Genomic DNA, 15,876 nt, shown 5'->3' on the forward strand with positions numbered 1-15,876 from the left:
CAATGAGAAAGGAAGATAAAAATACGATTATAGAGCAAATTGCTACTACAGTTAAAGAATACGGTCACTTCTATTTGGTAGATCTTACTGCAATGAATGCAGAGAAGACAAGCAAATTGAGAAGAGCTTGTTTCAAAGCAGACATCAAATTGATGGTTGTGAAGAACACAATGCTTCAAAAGGCGCTTGAAACTTTAGAAGAAGACTTCAGCCCTCTTTACGATTCTTTGAAAGGTGCAACTGCCGTGATGTTCAGCAACGTAGCGAACGCACCGGCTAAGTTGATCAAAGATACAGCTAAAGATGGTATTCCTGGACTGAAAGCTGCTTATGCAGAAGAAAGCTTCTATATCGGAGCTCAGCAATTGGATGCTCTCGTTAGCATTAAGAGCAAGAACGAAGTTATCGCCGATGTTATTGCATTGCTGCAATCACCTGCGAAAAACGTTATCTCAGCTCTTCAATCAGGTGGCAACACCATTCACGGAGTGCTTCAAACACTTAGTGAAAGATAAACCCAAAATTATTTTAGTAAATTAAACAATTAAAAATCATACAAAAATGGCAGATTTGAAAGCTTTTGCGGAACAATTAGTTAACTTGACAGTGAAAGAAGTTAATGAACTTGCAACTATCCTTAAAGAAGAATATGGTATTGAACCTGCTGCTGCAGCTGTAGCTGTTGCTGCTGGTCCTGCAGCTGGTGGTGCTGCTGTTGAAGAAGAAAAATCTTCTTTCGACGTAGTATTGAAAAGCGCTGGCGCAGCTAAATTGCAAGTTGTGAAAGCCGTTAAAGAAGCATGTGGACTTGGCTTGAAAGAAGCTAAAGACATGGTAGACGGTGCACCAAGTGTAGTAAAAGAAGGTTTGGCTAAAGACGAAGCAGAATCATTGAAGAAAACATTAGAAGAAGCTGGAGCTGAAGTTGAACTTAAATAACATTAGCCTGGTAATCAGGTAATTCGGTTAAGAATCCTCCAAAAGAGGGTTCTTAGCCTTTTTGTGTATATATTTAAAAATAAGTTCTAAATTCATTGACAGATGTCTTCAAATACTGTAAATCAAAGAGTTAATTTTGCTTCAACTAAGAATCCGCTTGAATATCCGGACTTCCTGGAAGTACAATTGAAGTCATTCCAAGACTTTCTACAATTAGACACTCCGCCTGAAAAGCGTAAAAAAGAGGGATTGTATAAAGTATTTGCCGAAAACTTCCCTATTGCCGATACAAGAAACAACTTCGTTCTTGAGTTCCTGGATTACTATATTGATCCGCCGCGCTATACCATTGATGATTGTATAGAGCGTGGGCTTACTTATAGTGTTCCGTTAAAGGCAAAACTGAAACTGTATTGTACAGACCCGGATCACGAGGATTTTGATACCGTAATTCAAGATGTATTCCTTGGCCCTATTCCATACATGACCGATAAGGCAACTTTCGTCATCAATGGAGCTGAACGTGTGGTGGTGTCACAGCTTCACCGCTCACCAGGCGTGTTCTTCGGACAAAGTGTACATGCTAACGGAACAAAGCTATACTCAGCTCGTATTATTCCGTTTAAGGGCTCATGGATTGAGTTTGCTACAGACATCAATAATGTGATGTATGCATACATCGACCGTAAGAAGAAATTGCCTGTAACAACACTGTTAAGAGCTATTGGTTTCGAAAATGATAAAGACATTCTTGAAATCTTTGACTTGGCTGAAGACGTAAAGGTTACCAAGCAAAACCTGAATAAAGTCATTGGTCGTAAACTTGCTGCACGTGTATTGAAGACATGGATTGAAGACTTCGTAGATGAAGATACCGGTGAGGTAGTATCCATCGAACGTAACGAGGTTATCATTGACCGTGAAACTGTCCTTGAAGAAGAACATATCGATGAAATCCTTGATTCGGGTGTTGGCAACATCTTGATTCATAAAGATGAGCCTAACCAATCGGATTTCTCTATCATATATAATACCCTTCAGAAAGACCCAAGTAACTCGGAAAAGGAAGCCGTATTGTATATCTACAGACAGCTGCGTAATGCAGACCCTGCAGATGATGCAAGTGCTCGCGAGGTTATCAACAACCTGTTCTTCTCTGAAAAAAGATATGACCTTGGAGATGTTGGCCGTTACAGAATCAACAAGAAACTGGGCTTGACCACCGATATGGATGTCAAAGTACTGACCAAGGAAGATATTATTGAGATCATCAAATATCTGATTGAGTTGATTAACTCAAAAGCAGATGTCGACGATATTGACCACTTGAGCAACAGACGTGTTCGTACAGTAGGCGAACAATTGTCAAATCAGTTTGCTGTAGGTTTGGCTCGTATGTCACGTACCATTCGTGAACGTATGAATGTAAGAGACAATGAAGTATTTACTCCGATCGACTTGATCAATGCGAAGACAATTTCGTCGGTGATCAATACATTCTTTGGAACAAATGCCTTGTCTCAGTTCATGGACCAAACCAACCCATTGGCTGAAATAACACACAAGAGACGTATGTCGGCCCTCGGACCTGGTGGTCTTTCCCGCGAACGTGCCGGATTTGAGGTTCGTGACGTTCACTATACACACTACGGTCGTCTTTGTCCGATTGAAACTCCTGAAGGTCCGAACATCGGTTTGATTTCTTCTTTGTGTGTGTATGCAAAGATCAATGAACTTGGATTTATCGAAACTCCTTACCGCACAGTTGCCAACGGGAAAGTAGATATTTCAGATAAAGGTATTATTTACCTTACTGCCGAAGAAGAAGAAGAAAAGATCATCGCTCAGGGTAATGCTCCGCTTGATGACAATGGTAAGTTTATCCGTAACCGTGTAAAAGCGCGTCAGGATGCTGACTATCCAGTGGTAGAACCCGATCAGGTTGAATTGATGGACGTTGCTCCTCAGCAGATCGCTTCTATTGCAGCTTCTTTGATTCCGTTCCTTGAGCATGATGATGCGAACCGTGCGTTGATGGGATCTAACATGATGCGTCAGGCAGTTCCATTGTTGAAGAGCGAAGCTCCTATCGTAGGTACAGGTATTGAAGGACAGTTGGTAAAAGACTCTCGTACTCAGATTACTGCTGAAGGTGATGGTGTAGTTGAGTTTGTAGATGCAACTAACATCCGTATCCTTTACGATAGAACCGAAGATGAAGAGTTCGTAAGCTTCGAATCGGCATTGAAAGAATATTCTATTCCTAAGTTCCGTAAAACGAACCAGAATATGACGATCGACCTTCGCCCAATTTGTGAAAAAGGTGATCGCGTGACCAAAGGACAAATACTTACTGAAGGTTATTCTACCGAAATGGGTGAATTGGCTTTGGGTAAAAACCTGTTGGTTGCATACATGCCTTGGAAAGGGTATAACTATGAGGATGCGATCGTATTGAACGAACGTGTTGTTCGTGAAGACTTATTGACTTCTGTTCATGTGGAAGAATACTCACTTGAAGTACGCGAAACAAAACGTGGTATGGAAGAGTTGACTTCTGATATTCCTAACGTGAGCGAAGAAGCAACTAAGGATCTTGATGAAAACGGTATCGTAAGAATCGGTGCGCGTATCCAACCGGGAGATATTTTGATTGGTAAGATCACTCCAAAAGGAGAATCGGACCCATCGCCGGAAGAGAAACTGCTTCGTGCAATCTTTGGTGATAAGGCTGGTGATGTGAAAGATGCTTCTTTGAAAGCTTCTCCTTCTTTGCAAGGTGTGGTTATTGATAAGAAACTTTTCTCTCGTGTAATCAAAAACCGTAGTGCTAAGTTAGCAGATAAAGCGTTGCTTCCTAAATATGACGATGACTTTGAAAATAAAGTATCGAAGTTGCGTGGTATTTTGGTACAGAAGCTGGTTACATTGACAGAAGGTAAGATTTCACAAGGAGTTAAAGACTATTTGGGCGCCGAAGTAATTGCTAAGAATGCAAGATTCAGTGTTTCTGACTTTGATAGCCTGGATTTCAACTCTGTACAATTAAGTAACTGGACTGGTGATGCTCGCGTTGACGGAATGATTCGCGACGTGATTCTGAACTTCCTGAAGAAATATAAAGAACTGGATGCCGAACTGAAGCGTAAGAAGTTTGCCCTGACAATCGGTGATGAACTTCCTGCAGGTATCATTCAGATGGCTAAAGTTTATATCGCTAAGAAACGTAAGATTGGTGTAGGAGATAAGATGGCGGGTCGTCACGGTAACAAAGGTATTGTTTCCCGTGTTGTTCGTCAGGAAGATATGCCATTCTTGGCTGACGGAACGCCGGTTGATATCGTGTTGAACCCACTAGGGGTACCTTCACGTATGAACATCGGACAGATTTTCGAGGCTGTTCTTGGTTCTGCCGGTAAGAAATTGGGCATGAAGTTTGCGACTCCTATTTTCGACGGTGCATCCTTAGACGATTTGTCTGTATGGACGGATAAAGCTGGCTTGCCACGTTATGGTAAAACATATCTGTGCGATGGTGGAACTGGTGAGAAATTCGACCAACCTGCAACAGTAGGTGTGACATACATGTTGAAACTTGGTCACATGGTTGAGGACAAGATGCATGCACGTTCTATCGGACCATACTCACTGATTACTCAGCAACCACTTGGTGGTAAAGCACAGTTCGGTGGACAGCGTTTCGGAGAGATGGAGGTTTGGGCACTCGAAGCATTCGGTGCATCTCACATCTTGCAGGAAATCCTGACAATCAAGTCTGACGACGTTGTTGGACGTTCTAAAGCTTATGAAGCAATCGTGAAAGGTGAACCAATGCCACAAGCCGGTATCCCTGAATCTCTGAATGTATTGTTGCATGAACTTAGAGGATTGGGCTTAAGCGTCAACTTAGAATAATTTTATAATAACCTTTTATAGGAATAAATAATATGGCTTTTAGAAAAGAAAGTAAAGCAAAGAGTAATTTCTCAAAAATTTCAATCGGCTTGGCGTCTCCTGAAGAAATTCTGGAAAACTCAAGTGGTGAAGTGCTGAAGCCTGAAACCATTAACTACCGTACATATAAACCAGAACGCGATGGTTTGTTCTGCGAACGCATTTTTGGTCCGATTAAAGACTATGAATGCCATTGCGGAAAATACAAACGTATTCGTTATAAAGGTATTGTATGTGACCGTTGTGGGGTGGAAGTTACAGAAAAGAAAGTACGTCGTGAACGCACAGGACACATCCAGTTGGTTGTGCCGGTTGCACACATTTGGTATTTCCGTTCACTTCCTAATAAAATCGGTTATTTGTTAGGCTTGCCAACTAAGAAACTTGATTCAATTATATATTACGAGCGTTATGTTGTAATCCAACCAGGTATCAAAGCCGAAGACGGTGTGGTTACGTATGACCTTCTTTCTGAAGAAGAATATCTGGATATTCTGGATACGCTTCCAAGAGAAAACCAATATCTGGAAGACAACGACCCCAATAAGTTTATCGCTAAAATGGGTGCTGAGGCTATCTATGACTTATTGGCTCGTATTGATTTGGATGCTTTGTCTTATGAATTGAGACACCGCGCAAGTAACGATGCTTCGCAACAACGTAAGAATGAGGCATTGAAACGTTTGCAGGTAGTAGAATCATTCCGTGCTTCAAGAGGACGCAACAAACCAGAATGGATGATCGTGAGAATTGTTCCGGTTATCCCACCTGAGCTTCGTCCGTTGGTGCCACTGGATGGTGGACGTTTTGCAACTTCCGACTTGAACGACCTGTACAGACGTGTAATTATCCGTAATAACCGTTTGAAGAGATTGATCGAGATTAAAGCTCCTGAAGTAATCCTGCGTAATGAGAAACGTATGCTTCAAGAGTCGGTTGACTCTCTATTCGATAACTCACGCAAATCAAGTGCAGTGAAGACCGACGCTAACCGTCCGTTGAAATCACTGTCTGATAGCTTGAAAGGTAAGCAAGGACGTTTCCGCCAGAACCTGTTGGGTAAACGTGTAGACTATTCTGCGCGTTCGGTAATCGTTGTTGGTCCTGAGTTGAAGATGCACGAATGTGGTATTCCAAAACTGATGGCTGCTGAATTGTACAAACCATTTATCATCCGTAAATTGATTGAGCGTGGTATTGTTAAGACAGTGAAGTCAGCGAAGAAGATTGTTGACCGTAAGGAAGCAATCATCTGGGATATTCTGGAACACGTAATGAAAGGTCACCCGGTATTGCTTAACCGTGCGCCGACACTTCACCGTCTGGGTATCCAGGCATTCCAGCCTAGAATGATCGAAGGTAAAGCAATTCAGCTACACCCACTGTCATGTACAGCGTTCAACGCCGACTTCGATGGTGACCAGATGGCGGTTCACTTGCCTTTGAGCAATGAAGCAATTCTTGAAGCGCAGATGTTGATGCTGGCTTCTCACAATATCCTGAACCCTGCTAATGGTGCTCCTATTACTGTGCCTTCTCAGGACATGGTGCTTGGTTTGTATTACATTACCAAACTAAGAAAAGGTGCAAAAGGCGAAGGTTTAACATTCTACGGGCCGGAAGAAGCATTGATTGCTTACAATGAAGGTCAGGTAGATATCCATGCTCCGGTAAAAGTGATCGTTAAGGACCTTGACGAGAACGGAAATATCGTTGATATCATGCGCGAAACTTCGGTAGGACGTGTTATTGTAAACGAAATCGTTCCACCTGAAGTAGGCTATATCAATACCATCATCTCTAAGAAGTCACTTCGTGATATCATTAGCGATGTAATTAAGGCATGTGGTGTTGCACGTACGGCTGACTTCCTTGATGGAATCAAGGACCTGGGTTATAATATGGCATTCCAGGGTGGATTGTCGTTCAACTTGGGCGATATCATCATACCGGAAGAAAAAGAAAAACTCGTTCAACGTGGTTACGACGAAGTTGAGCAGGTGATCAATAACTATAATATGGGTTTCATCACCAACAACGAACGTTACAACCAGGTAATTGATATTTGGACACACATCAACTCTGAATTATCAGACATTCTGATGAAGACCATTACGAATGACGATCAGGGATTCAACTCCGTATTTATGATGCTTGATTCCGGTGCTCGTGGTTCCAGGGAACAGATTCGTCAGTTGTCGGGTATGCGTGGTTTGATGGCGAAACCTCAGAAGGCAGGTGCAGAAGGTGGTCAGATCATTGAGAACCCGATCCTTTCGAACTTTAAAGAAGGACTTTCGGTGTTAGAGTACTTTATCTCTACCCACGGTGCTCGTAAAGGTTTGGCGGATACGGCATTGAAAACAGCCGACGCGGGTTACCTGACTCGTCGTTTGGTTGACGTTTCGCATGACGTGATCATTAATGAAGAAGATTGTGGAACATTGCGTGGATTGATTTGTACAGACTTGAAGAACAACGACGAAATTGTTGCTACGCTGTACGAACGTATTCTGGGACGTGTTTCTGTACATGATATTATTCACCCGACTACCGGCGAAATCATCGTTAATGGTGGTGAGGAAATCACCGAAGATATTGCTAAGATTATTGCGCAATCGCCAATTGAAAGCGTTGAAATCCGTTCGGTATTGACTTGCGAATCGAAGAAAGGTGTTTGTGCTAAATGTTACGGACGTAACCTGGCTACAAATAATATGGTTCAAAGAGGTGAAGCTGTTGGAGTTATCGCTGCTCAGTCTATCGGTGAGCCGGGTACACAGTTGACGCTTCGTACGTTCCACGCCGGGGGTACTGCTTCGAACATTGCAGCCAATGCAACGATCATGGCGAAGAACGACTCTCGCGTTGAATTCGACGAATTGCGTACAGTAGATACTGTAGATGAATTGGGCGAAGCTGCGAAAGTGGTAGTTGGCCGTTTGGCCGAAGTCCGTTTTATTGATGGTAATACCGGAATTACATTATCGACACACAATATACCTTATGGCTCTAAACTATATGCAACAGATGGCGATACAGTGAAGAGAGGCCAGCTCATAGCAAAATGGGACCCATTTAACGCTGTTATCATCACAGAAGCAACCGGTAAGATTGAGTTTGAGGGTGTAATCGAAAACGTTACATATAAGGTAGAATCGGATGAAGCCACCGGTTTGCGCGAAATCATTATTATTGAGTCTAAAGACAAAACGAAAGTTCCTTCGGCTCATATCTTTGATGCAAATGGTGAGTTGATCCGTACATATAACCTTCCGGTAGGCGGACACGTTGTGGTTGAAAACGGCCAGAAAGTGAAAGCCGGTGAAGTGATCGTGAAGATACCTCGCGCAGTAGGTAAGGCTGGTGACATCACCGGTGGTCTTCCTCGTGTGACCGAGTTGTTTGAGGCACGTAACCCATCTAACCCAGCAGTTGTATCCGAAATCGACGGTGAGGTAACTATGGGCAAGATCAAACGCGGTAACCGTGAGATTATTGTAACATCCAAGACTGGTGAAGTGAAGAAGTATCTGGTTGCCCTTTCCAAACAAATCCTTGTTCAGGAAAACGACTATGTACGTGCCGGAACTCCACTGTCCGACGGTGCTACTACTCCTGCCGATATCCTTGCGATTAAAGGGCCTACTGCTGTACAGGAATATATCGTGAATGAAGTTCAGGATGTATACCGTCTGCAAGGGGTGAAGATCAACGATAAGCACTTTGAAATCATCGTTCGTCAGATGATGCGTAAAGTTGAGATCGATGAACCGGGTGATACCCGCTTCCTGGAACAACAAGTGGTTGATAAACTTGAGTTCATGGAAGAAAATGATCGTATCTGGGGCAAGAAAGTCGTTCTTGACGGAGGCGATTCACAAACCATGCAACCAGGCCAGATCGTAACGGCCCGCAAACTGAGAGATGAAAACAGTATGCTGAAACGTCGCGACATGAAACCTGTTGAAGTTCGTGATGCCGTTCCTGCAACCTCTACTCAGATTCTTCAAGGTATTACGCGTGCTGCGCTGCAAACTTCGAGCTTCATGTCGGCTGCTTCCTTCCAGGAAACAACGAAGGTGCTTAACGAAGCAGCAATCAATGGTAAAGTCGACAAACTTGAAGGTATGAAGGAAAATGTGATCTGCGGACACTTAATCCCTGCCGGTACCGGACAACGCGAGTTCGACAAAATCATTGTTGGATCTAAAGAAGAGTACGAACGTGCCCAGGCAAATAAAAAGACCGTGTTAGATTATCACGAAGTATAATACTGACATACCTATATTATATAAAAGAGTATCGGAAACCTCCGGTACTCTTTTTTTGCATATATACATCCCTATAAATGCTACTGGCATTTGCTTCGGATGCCAGTAGCATTTCAATCAAATGCCAGTAGCATTTTAACTGAATGCCAGTACCATCTGGGCCAAATGCTAGTAGCATTTCAACTTACTTGCAGCAGATATTGTGGCTCATGATACTTTTTTCCCCGAAAAACTCAATGAGTAACAGAAATCACTTACTTTTGCACCCAATGATTAACTAAAACAGAAAACCGAAATGGAAAAGAAACATGCCGAGAATCAATTGCAGATTGAATTAAACGATGAAATCGCACAAGGAACCTATGCCAATCTGGCTATTATCACCCACTCAAGCTCCGAGTTTATCTTAGATTTTATCCGTGTAATGCCCGGTCTACCTAAGGCTGGCGTGCAGTCACGTATCATTCTTGCCCCCGAACATGCTAAACGCTTATTGAGAGCCCTTGAAGATAACATCCGAAAATACGAGTCCGTTTTTGGACCATTAGATCTAGGCGATGAAAACATAATTCCTCCCATTATGAACCTGGGTGGCGAAGCGTAATTGCAAAAAAAAGAGGCATTTAATTGAATGTTCAAATATTATTCGTAACTTTGCAGCCCGAAATGTATCATAGCGAAAAATTAAATAACAATAATATATAACTAAAAAACAATTACAATGCCTACAATTCAGCAATTAGTAAGAAAAGGGCGTGAAGTTTTGACGGAGAAAAGTAAATCTCCGGCTTTGGATTCATGTCCTCAAAGACGTGGCGTTTGCGTGAGAGTGTACACAACAACTCCAAAAAAACCAAATTCAGCGATGCGTAAAGTAGCTCGTGTACGTTTGACTAACCAAAAAGAGGTGAACTCATACATACCGGGAGAAGGACACAACTTGCAGGAACACTCCATCGTACTTGTACGTGGTGGTCGTGTGAAAGACCTTCCAGGGGTACGCTATCACATCGTACGTGGTACCTTAGATACAGCAGGTGTGGCCGGACGTACACAAAGACGTTCTAAATACGGAGCTAAGCGTCCAAAACCAGGACAAGCACCAGCAGCTGCAGCAGGAAAGAAGAAAAAATAAGCTATAAATAATAGCAAAAATAATTAAGTATAACTCGTTTTAGTTTGTTGGATAAGCAATAGGTTGAGTAAATTCTCCGGTGGGAGAGTTGAAGTCAGAGAATCGCAGCCAAAAACAAAACATTTTTGATCAAACAAATGAGAAAAGCAAAACCAAAAAAACGCGTGATCCTTCCGGATCCCGTGTTTAATGACCAAAAGGTTACTAAGTTCGTAAACCATCTGATGTACGATGGCAAAAAGAACACTTCTTATGAAATCTTCTACGGCGCTTTAGAAGTAGTGAAGAAAAAACTTCCTAACGAAGAGAAATCATCTCTTGAAATCTGGAAAAAAGCTTTAGATAACGTAACTCCACAAGTTGAAGTAAAATCACGCCGTGTAGGTGGTGCAACTTTCCAAGTTCCAACAGAAATCCGTCCTGACCGCAAAGAATCAATCTCAATGAAGAACTTGATCCTTTATGCTCGCAAGAGAGGTGGAAAGACTATGGCAGATAAACTAGCTGCTGAAATCATGGACGCATTCAACGAGCAAGGCGGAGCTTTCAAACGTAAAGAAGATATGCATAGAATGGCTGAAGCAAATAGAGCCTTTGCACATTTTAGATTCTAATACGAACGGAAAACAAAGTATAAAAATAGAAAGCGAAGGAATTAAAAATGGCAAAGCAAGATCTACATTTGACTCGTAATATCGGTATCATGGCTCACATTGATGCCGGAAAAACTACAACTTCTGAACGTATCCTGTTCTATACCGGATTAACTCACAAAATTGGTGAGACTCATGACGGTACTGCTACTATGGACTGGATGGCGCAGGAGCAAGAACGCGGTATTACTATCACATCGGCAGCTACAACAACAAGCTGGAAATATGCAGGTAATACTTATAAAATTAACCTAATTGACACTCCGGGACACGTTGACTTTACTGTCGAAGTAGAGCGTTCACTTCGTGTATTGGATGGCGCCGTGGCTACATATTGTGCTGTAGGTGGTGTTGAACCACAGTCAGAAACAGTATGGCGTCAGGCAGATAAATACAATGTTCCACGTATTGGTTACGTGAACAAAATGGACCGTTCTGGTGCAGACTTCTTTGAAGTTGTTCGTCAGATGAAGGATGTGTTAGGTGCAAATCCATGTCCTATTGTTGTTCCTATCGGTGCAGAAGAAACATTCAAAGGCATTGTTGATTTGATTCGTATGAAAGCCATCCTCTGGCATGACGAAACAATGGGCGCTGCCTATGATGTTGAAGATATACCTGCAAACCTTTTGGTAGAATGTGAAGAATGGAGAGACAAAATGCTCGAAAAAGTTGCAGAGTATGATGAAGCATTGATGGAAAAATACTTTGACGATCCTTCAACTATAACCGAAGAAGAGATCCTGAGAGCATTGCGTAATGCAACCATCCAAATGGCTATCGTACCCATGCTGTGCGGCTCTTCATTCAAGAACAAAGGCGTACAAACTCTACTTGACTATGCTTGTGCTTTCCTGCCTTCTCCATTGGATACAGGAAGTGTTACAGGTACCAATCCGGATACAGGTGAGGAAGAAACCAGAGAACCAAGCGAAGATGCAAAGACTTCAGGACTTGCATTCAAGATTGCTACAGACCCTTATGTGGGACGTTTGACATTCTTCCGTGTATATTCTGGAAAAATTGAAGCAGGATCGTATGTGTACAACTCTCGTTCAAGCAAAAAAGAACGCGTTTCACGTATATTCCAAATGCATTCAAATAAACAAAACCCTGTAGAAGTTATTAGCGCAGGTGATATTGGTGCAGGAGTAGGCTTCAAAGACATCCGTACAGGTGATACGCTTTGTGACGAAGCATTCCCAATCGTACTGGAATCAATGGACTTCCCAGAACCTGTAATCGGTATCGCTGTTGAGCCAAAAACTCAAAAAGACATGGATAAACTGTCTAATGGTTTGGCTAAACTATCTGAAGAAGACCCAACGTTTACAGTTAAAACAGACGAACAATCAGGTCAGACAATTATTTCAGGTATGGGTGAGCTTCACCTTGATATCATTATCGACCGTTTAAGACGTGAATTTAAAGTAGAATGTAATCAAGGTCGTCCACAAGTAAACTATAAAGAAGCTATTACTAAGACTGTTAACCTGCGCGAAGTATACAAAAAGCAATCAGGAGGTCGTGGTAAATTTGCTGATATCATAGTTGATCTTGGACCAGTAGATGAAGACTTTACACAAGGCGGATTGCAATTCATCGACGAAGTAAAAGGTGGTAATATCCCTAAAGAATTTATCCCTTCAGTTCAGAAAGGTTTTGCAACAGCAATGAAGAACGGAGTATTGGCAGGATACCCAATGGATTCAATGAAAGTGAAATTAATTGATGGCTCATTCCACGCAGTTGACTCCGATCAGCTTTCATTTGAAATCTGTGCTATCCAGGCATACAAGAACGCTTGTGCTAAGGCAGGTCCAGTATTGATGGAACCAATCATGAAGCTGGAAGTTGTAACTCCGGAAGAAAACATGGGTGATGTAATCGGTGACTTGAACAAACGTCGTGGCCAGGTAGAAGGAATGGAATCAAGTCGTTCCGGAGCCAGAATCGTAAAAGCGATGGTGCCACTGGGCGAAATGTTCGGATACGTTACAGCATTACGTACAATCACTTCAGGTCGTGCAACATCATCTATGACATATTCACATCACGCTCAAGTGTCTCAGTCAATCGCTAAGGCAGTACTTGAAGAAGTGAAAGGTCGCGTAGATTTGATCTAAAATTAAATAAAAAAGTAGCAGGTTAGCGAATGACTCTTAACCTGCCACTTTTATTTTATAATATATAACTAAAAACAGACATGAGTCAGAAGATTAGAATTAAATTGAAATCTTACGATCACAACTTGGTAGACAAGTCGGCTGAAAAAATCGTAAGAACAGTGAAAGCTACAGGTGCAATTGTTAGTGGTCCAATTCCTCTTCCAACACACAAACGTATCTTCACAGTAAACCGTTCAACGTTCGTTAACAAGAAATCAAGAGAGCAGTTCGAATTAAGCTCATACAAGAGATTAATCGACATCTATAGCTCAACTGCTAAAACAGTAGACGCTTTGATGAAGCTGGAATTGCCTAGTGGTGTAGAAGTTGAAATTAAAGTTTGATAATTAAATAATAGTGAAATGCCAGGATTATTAGGAAAGAAAATCGGAATGACATCCGTATTCAGTGCCGATGGTAAAAACGTACCATGCACTGTTATCGAAGTAGGTCCTTGTGTTGTTACTCAAGTAAAAACTGTAGAAAATGATGGCTATCAAGCTGTTCAGTTGGGCTTCCAGGATAAAAAGGATAAGCACACAACTAAAGCGTTGATGGGTCACTTCAAAAAAGCAGGAGTAACACCAAAGAGACACTTGGCCGAGTTCAAAGAATTTGAGAGTGAATTAAATCTGGGTGACACAGTTACCGTAGAACTATTCAATGACGTTGACTTTGTTGACGTAGTCGGTACTTCTAAAGGTAAAGGTTTCCAGGGAGTTGTTAAAAGACATGGTTTTGGTGGTGTAGGTCAGACTACACACGGTCAGCACAACCGCGCCCGTAAACCGGGTTCTATCGGTGCTTGTTCTTACCCTGCAAAAGTATTCAAAGGAATGCGCATGGGCGGACAAATGGGTGGTGAAAGAGTAACTGTTCAAAACCTAAGAGTATTAAAAGTAATCGCGGACCACAATCTTCTTCTGATAAAAGGTTCTATCCCAGGTTGCAAAGGTTCAATCGTATTAATTGAGAAATAATGGAAGTTAACGTATACAATATTAAAGGTGAAGACACTGGGAGAAAGATTACGTTAAACGAATCTATCTTCGGAATTGAGCCTAACGACCACGCTATCTACTTGGACGTAAAACAATTTATGGCCAACCAGCGTCAAGGTACTCATAAGTCAAAAGAAAGAAGTGAAATCAGCGGATCTACTCGTAAGATCGGTCGTCAAAAAGGTGGTGGTGGTGCACGTCGTGGTGATGTGAACTCTCCAGTACTAGTTGGTGGTGGTCGCGTATTCGGTCCAAAACCAAGAGATTACTTCTTTAAACTAAATAAGAAAGTTAAACAGCTGGCTAGAAAGTCTGCTTTGGCTTATAAGGCTAAAGATAACGCAATTGTTGTTGTTGAAGATTTCAATTTCGAAGCTCCTAAGACTAAGGAGTTTATCTCAATGACAAAAAATCTTAAAATATCCGACAAAAAGTTACTTGTCGTTTTATCAGAATCAAATAAAAACGTATATTTGTCGGCTCGTAACATAGAGAAAGCTAATGTGCAAACTGTTTCAGGATTAAATACTTACAGAGTATTGAATGCTGGAGTTGTCGTGCTTACAGAAAGCGCTCTCTCGGCTATTGACAATATCTTAAGTAATAAGGAGGCTTAAATAATGGGAATTATTATTAAACCGATAGTAACAGAGAAAATGACCGCAATAACAGATAAGCTGAATCGTTTCGGCTTTATTGTGCGTCCTGATGCTAACAAACTTGAAATTAAGAAAGAAGTTGAAGCCTTATATAATGTTACAGTAGTTGACGTAAATACCGCTAAGTATATCGGCAAAAACAAGAGCCGTTATACTCGTTCTGGTATTATCAGTGGTAGAACTAATGCTTATAAAAAAGCAATAGTAACATTGAAAGAAGGAGATACTATTGATTTTTATAGCAATATTTAATAGAAATGGCAGTACGTAAATTTAAGCCCACAACACCGGGGCAAAGACATAAGATTATTGGTACTTTTGATGAAATTACTGCACGGGTACCAGAAAAGTCTCTTGTATATGGTAAGAAATCATCAGGTGGTCGTAATAACGAAGGTAAGATGACCATGCGCTACGTAGGTGGCGGACACAGAAAGATGATCAGACTTGTTGACTTCAAGAGAAATAAGGACGGTGTTCCTGCAGTAGTTAAAACAATCGAATACGATCCGAATCGTTCGGCTCGTATCGCTCTTTTGTTTTATGCAGATGGAGAAAAGAGATATATTATTGCTCCCAATGGATTGCAAGTAGGTTCGACTTTGATGTCAGGGGCAGAAGCAGCGCCAGAGATTGGTAATGCACTTCCTTTGCAGAATATTCCTGTTGGTACCGTAATTCACAATATCGAATTACGTCCTGGTCAAGGCGCTGCTTTGGTTAGATCAGCAGGAAACTTTGCTCAGTTGACTTCGAGAGAAGGTAAGTATTGTGTTATCAAATTGCCTTCAGGTGAAGTAAGACAGATACTTAGCACATGTAAAGCTACTATCGGTAGTGTAGGTAACTCAGATCATGGGTTGGAAAAATCAGGTAAAGCAGGCCGTACACGTTGGTTTGGACGTCGTCCAAGAACTCGTGGTGTGGTTATGAACCCGGTTGATCACCCAATGGGTGGTGGTGAAGGACGCGCTTCCGGAGGACACCCAAGATCTCGTAAAGGATTGTACGCTAAGGGACTTAAGACAAGAGCTCCTAAGAAACATTCATCTAAGTACATTATTGAGAGAAGAAAAAAGTAATCTGATTAATT

The 15,876-nt window shown here is 41.8% G+C and carries 13 protein-coding genes; all 13 read left to right on the plus strand.

The genetic code is table 11. The annotated features are described in order from the left end of the window. Nucleotides 1-2: 2 nt before the first annotated feature. The 13 genes from rplJ (at nt 3) to rplB (ending at nt 15,865) form a co-directional block, all read left to right on the plus strand. On the plus strand, nt 3-515 hold the full coding sequence (rplJ, locus tag D0T87_RS09865) for a 50S ribosomal protein L10 (RefSeq protein WP_163174958.1): 513 nt from the start codon (nt 3-5) through the stop codon (nt 513-515). Nucleotides 516-561: 46 nt separating this feature from the next. After that, complete coding sequence (gene rplL, locus D0T87_RS09870) at nt 562-939, plus strand: 50S ribosomal protein L7/L12 (protein ID WP_163174959.1); 378 nt, start codon at nt 562-564, stop codon at nt 937-939. Nucleotides 940-1,041: 102 nt separating this feature from the next. Then, a complete protein-coding gene (rpoB, locus tag D0T87_RS09875; protein ID WP_163174960.1) occupies nt 1,042-4,854 on the plus strand; it encodes a DNA-directed RNA polymerase subunit beta in 3,813 nt (1,270 codons plus the stop codon). Nucleotides 4,855-4,886: 32 nt separating this feature from the next. Then, nucleotides 4,887-9,167: a DNA-directed RNA polymerase subunit beta' gene (gene rpoC / locus D0T87_RS09880; RefSeq protein ID WP_163174961.1), complete on the plus strand. Its 4,281-nt coding sequence runs from the start codon at nt 4,887-4,889 to the stop codon at nt 9,165-9,167. A 295-nt stretch (nt 9,168-9,462) separates the two neighbouring features. Next, nucleotides 9,463-9,771 carry a DUF3467 domain-containing protein gene (locus D0T87_RS09885; protein ID WP_163174962.1) on the plus strand — a complete coding sequence of 103 codons (309 nt, stop codon included), beginning with the start codon at nt 9,463-9,465 and terminating at the stop codon, nt 9,769-9,771. A 117-nt stretch (nt 9,772-9,888) separates the two neighbouring features. Then, nucleotides 9,889-10,302 (plus strand): 30S ribosomal protein S12, encoded by a 414-nt coding sequence (gene rpsL, locus D0T87_RS09890; RefSeq protein WP_163174963.1) that lies wholly within the window; start codon nt 9,889-9,891, stop codon nt 10,300-10,302. A 137-nt stretch (nt 10,303-10,439) separates the two neighbouring features. Further along, on the plus strand, nt 10,440-10,916 hold the full coding sequence (rpsG, locus tag D0T87_RS09895) for a 30S ribosomal protein S7 (protein WP_163174964.1): 477 nt from the start codon (nt 10,440-10,442) through the stop codon (nt 10,914-10,916). Nucleotides 10,917-10,963: 47 nt separating this feature from the next. Then, the gene (fusA, locus tag D0T87_RS09900; RefSeq protein WP_163174965.1) at nt 10,964-13,081 is read left to right on the plus strand and encodes an elongation factor G; all 2,118 of its coding nucleotides are present in this window, start codon (nt 10,964-10,966) and stop codon (nt 13,079-13,081) included. Nucleotides 13,082-13,161: 80 nt separating this feature from the next. Then, a complete protein-coding gene (gene rpsJ, locus D0T87_RS09905; protein WP_002558075.1) occupies nt 13,162-13,467 on the plus strand; it encodes a 30S ribosomal protein S10 in 306 nt (101 codons plus the stop codon). Between the two features lie 18 nt (nt 13,468-13,485). Further along, the gene (gene rplC / locus D0T87_RS09910) at nt 13,486-14,103 is read left to right on the plus strand and encodes a 50S ribosomal protein L3 (RefSeq protein WP_163174966.1); all 618 of its coding nucleotides are present in this window, start codon (nt 13,486-13,488) and stop codon (nt 14,101-14,103) included. Then, nucleotides 14,103-14,741, plus strand: coding sequence for a 50S ribosomal protein L4 (gene rplD, locus D0T87_RS09915; RefSeq protein WP_163174967.1), 639 nt, complete (start codon nt 14,103-14,105; stop codon nt 14,739-14,741). The genes rplC and rplD overlap by 1 nt, the downstream gene beginning before the upstream one ends. A 3-nt stretch (nt 14,742-14,744) precedes the next feature. Continuing rightward, nucleotides 14,745-15,035, plus strand: coding sequence for a 50S ribosomal protein L23 (gene rplW, locus D0T87_RS09920; protein ID WP_163174968.1), 291 nt, complete (start codon nt 14,745-14,747; stop codon nt 15,033-15,035). A 5-nt stretch (nt 15,036-15,040) separates the two neighbouring features. Next, the gene (gene rplB, locus D0T87_RS09925) at nt 15,041-15,865 is read left to right on the plus strand and encodes a 50S ribosomal protein L2 (protein WP_163174969.1); all 825 of its coding nucleotides are present in this window, start codon (nt 15,041-15,043) and stop codon (nt 15,863-15,865) included. The last annotated feature ends 11 nt before the right edge of the window (nt 15,866-15,876 follow it).

Origin of the sequence: Bacteroides sp. 51 (genome assembly GCF_010500965.1) — a bacterium.
In the GTDB taxonomy this organism is placed as follows: Bacteria; Bacteroidota; Bacteroidia; order Bacteroidales; family Bacteroidaceae; genus Bacteroides.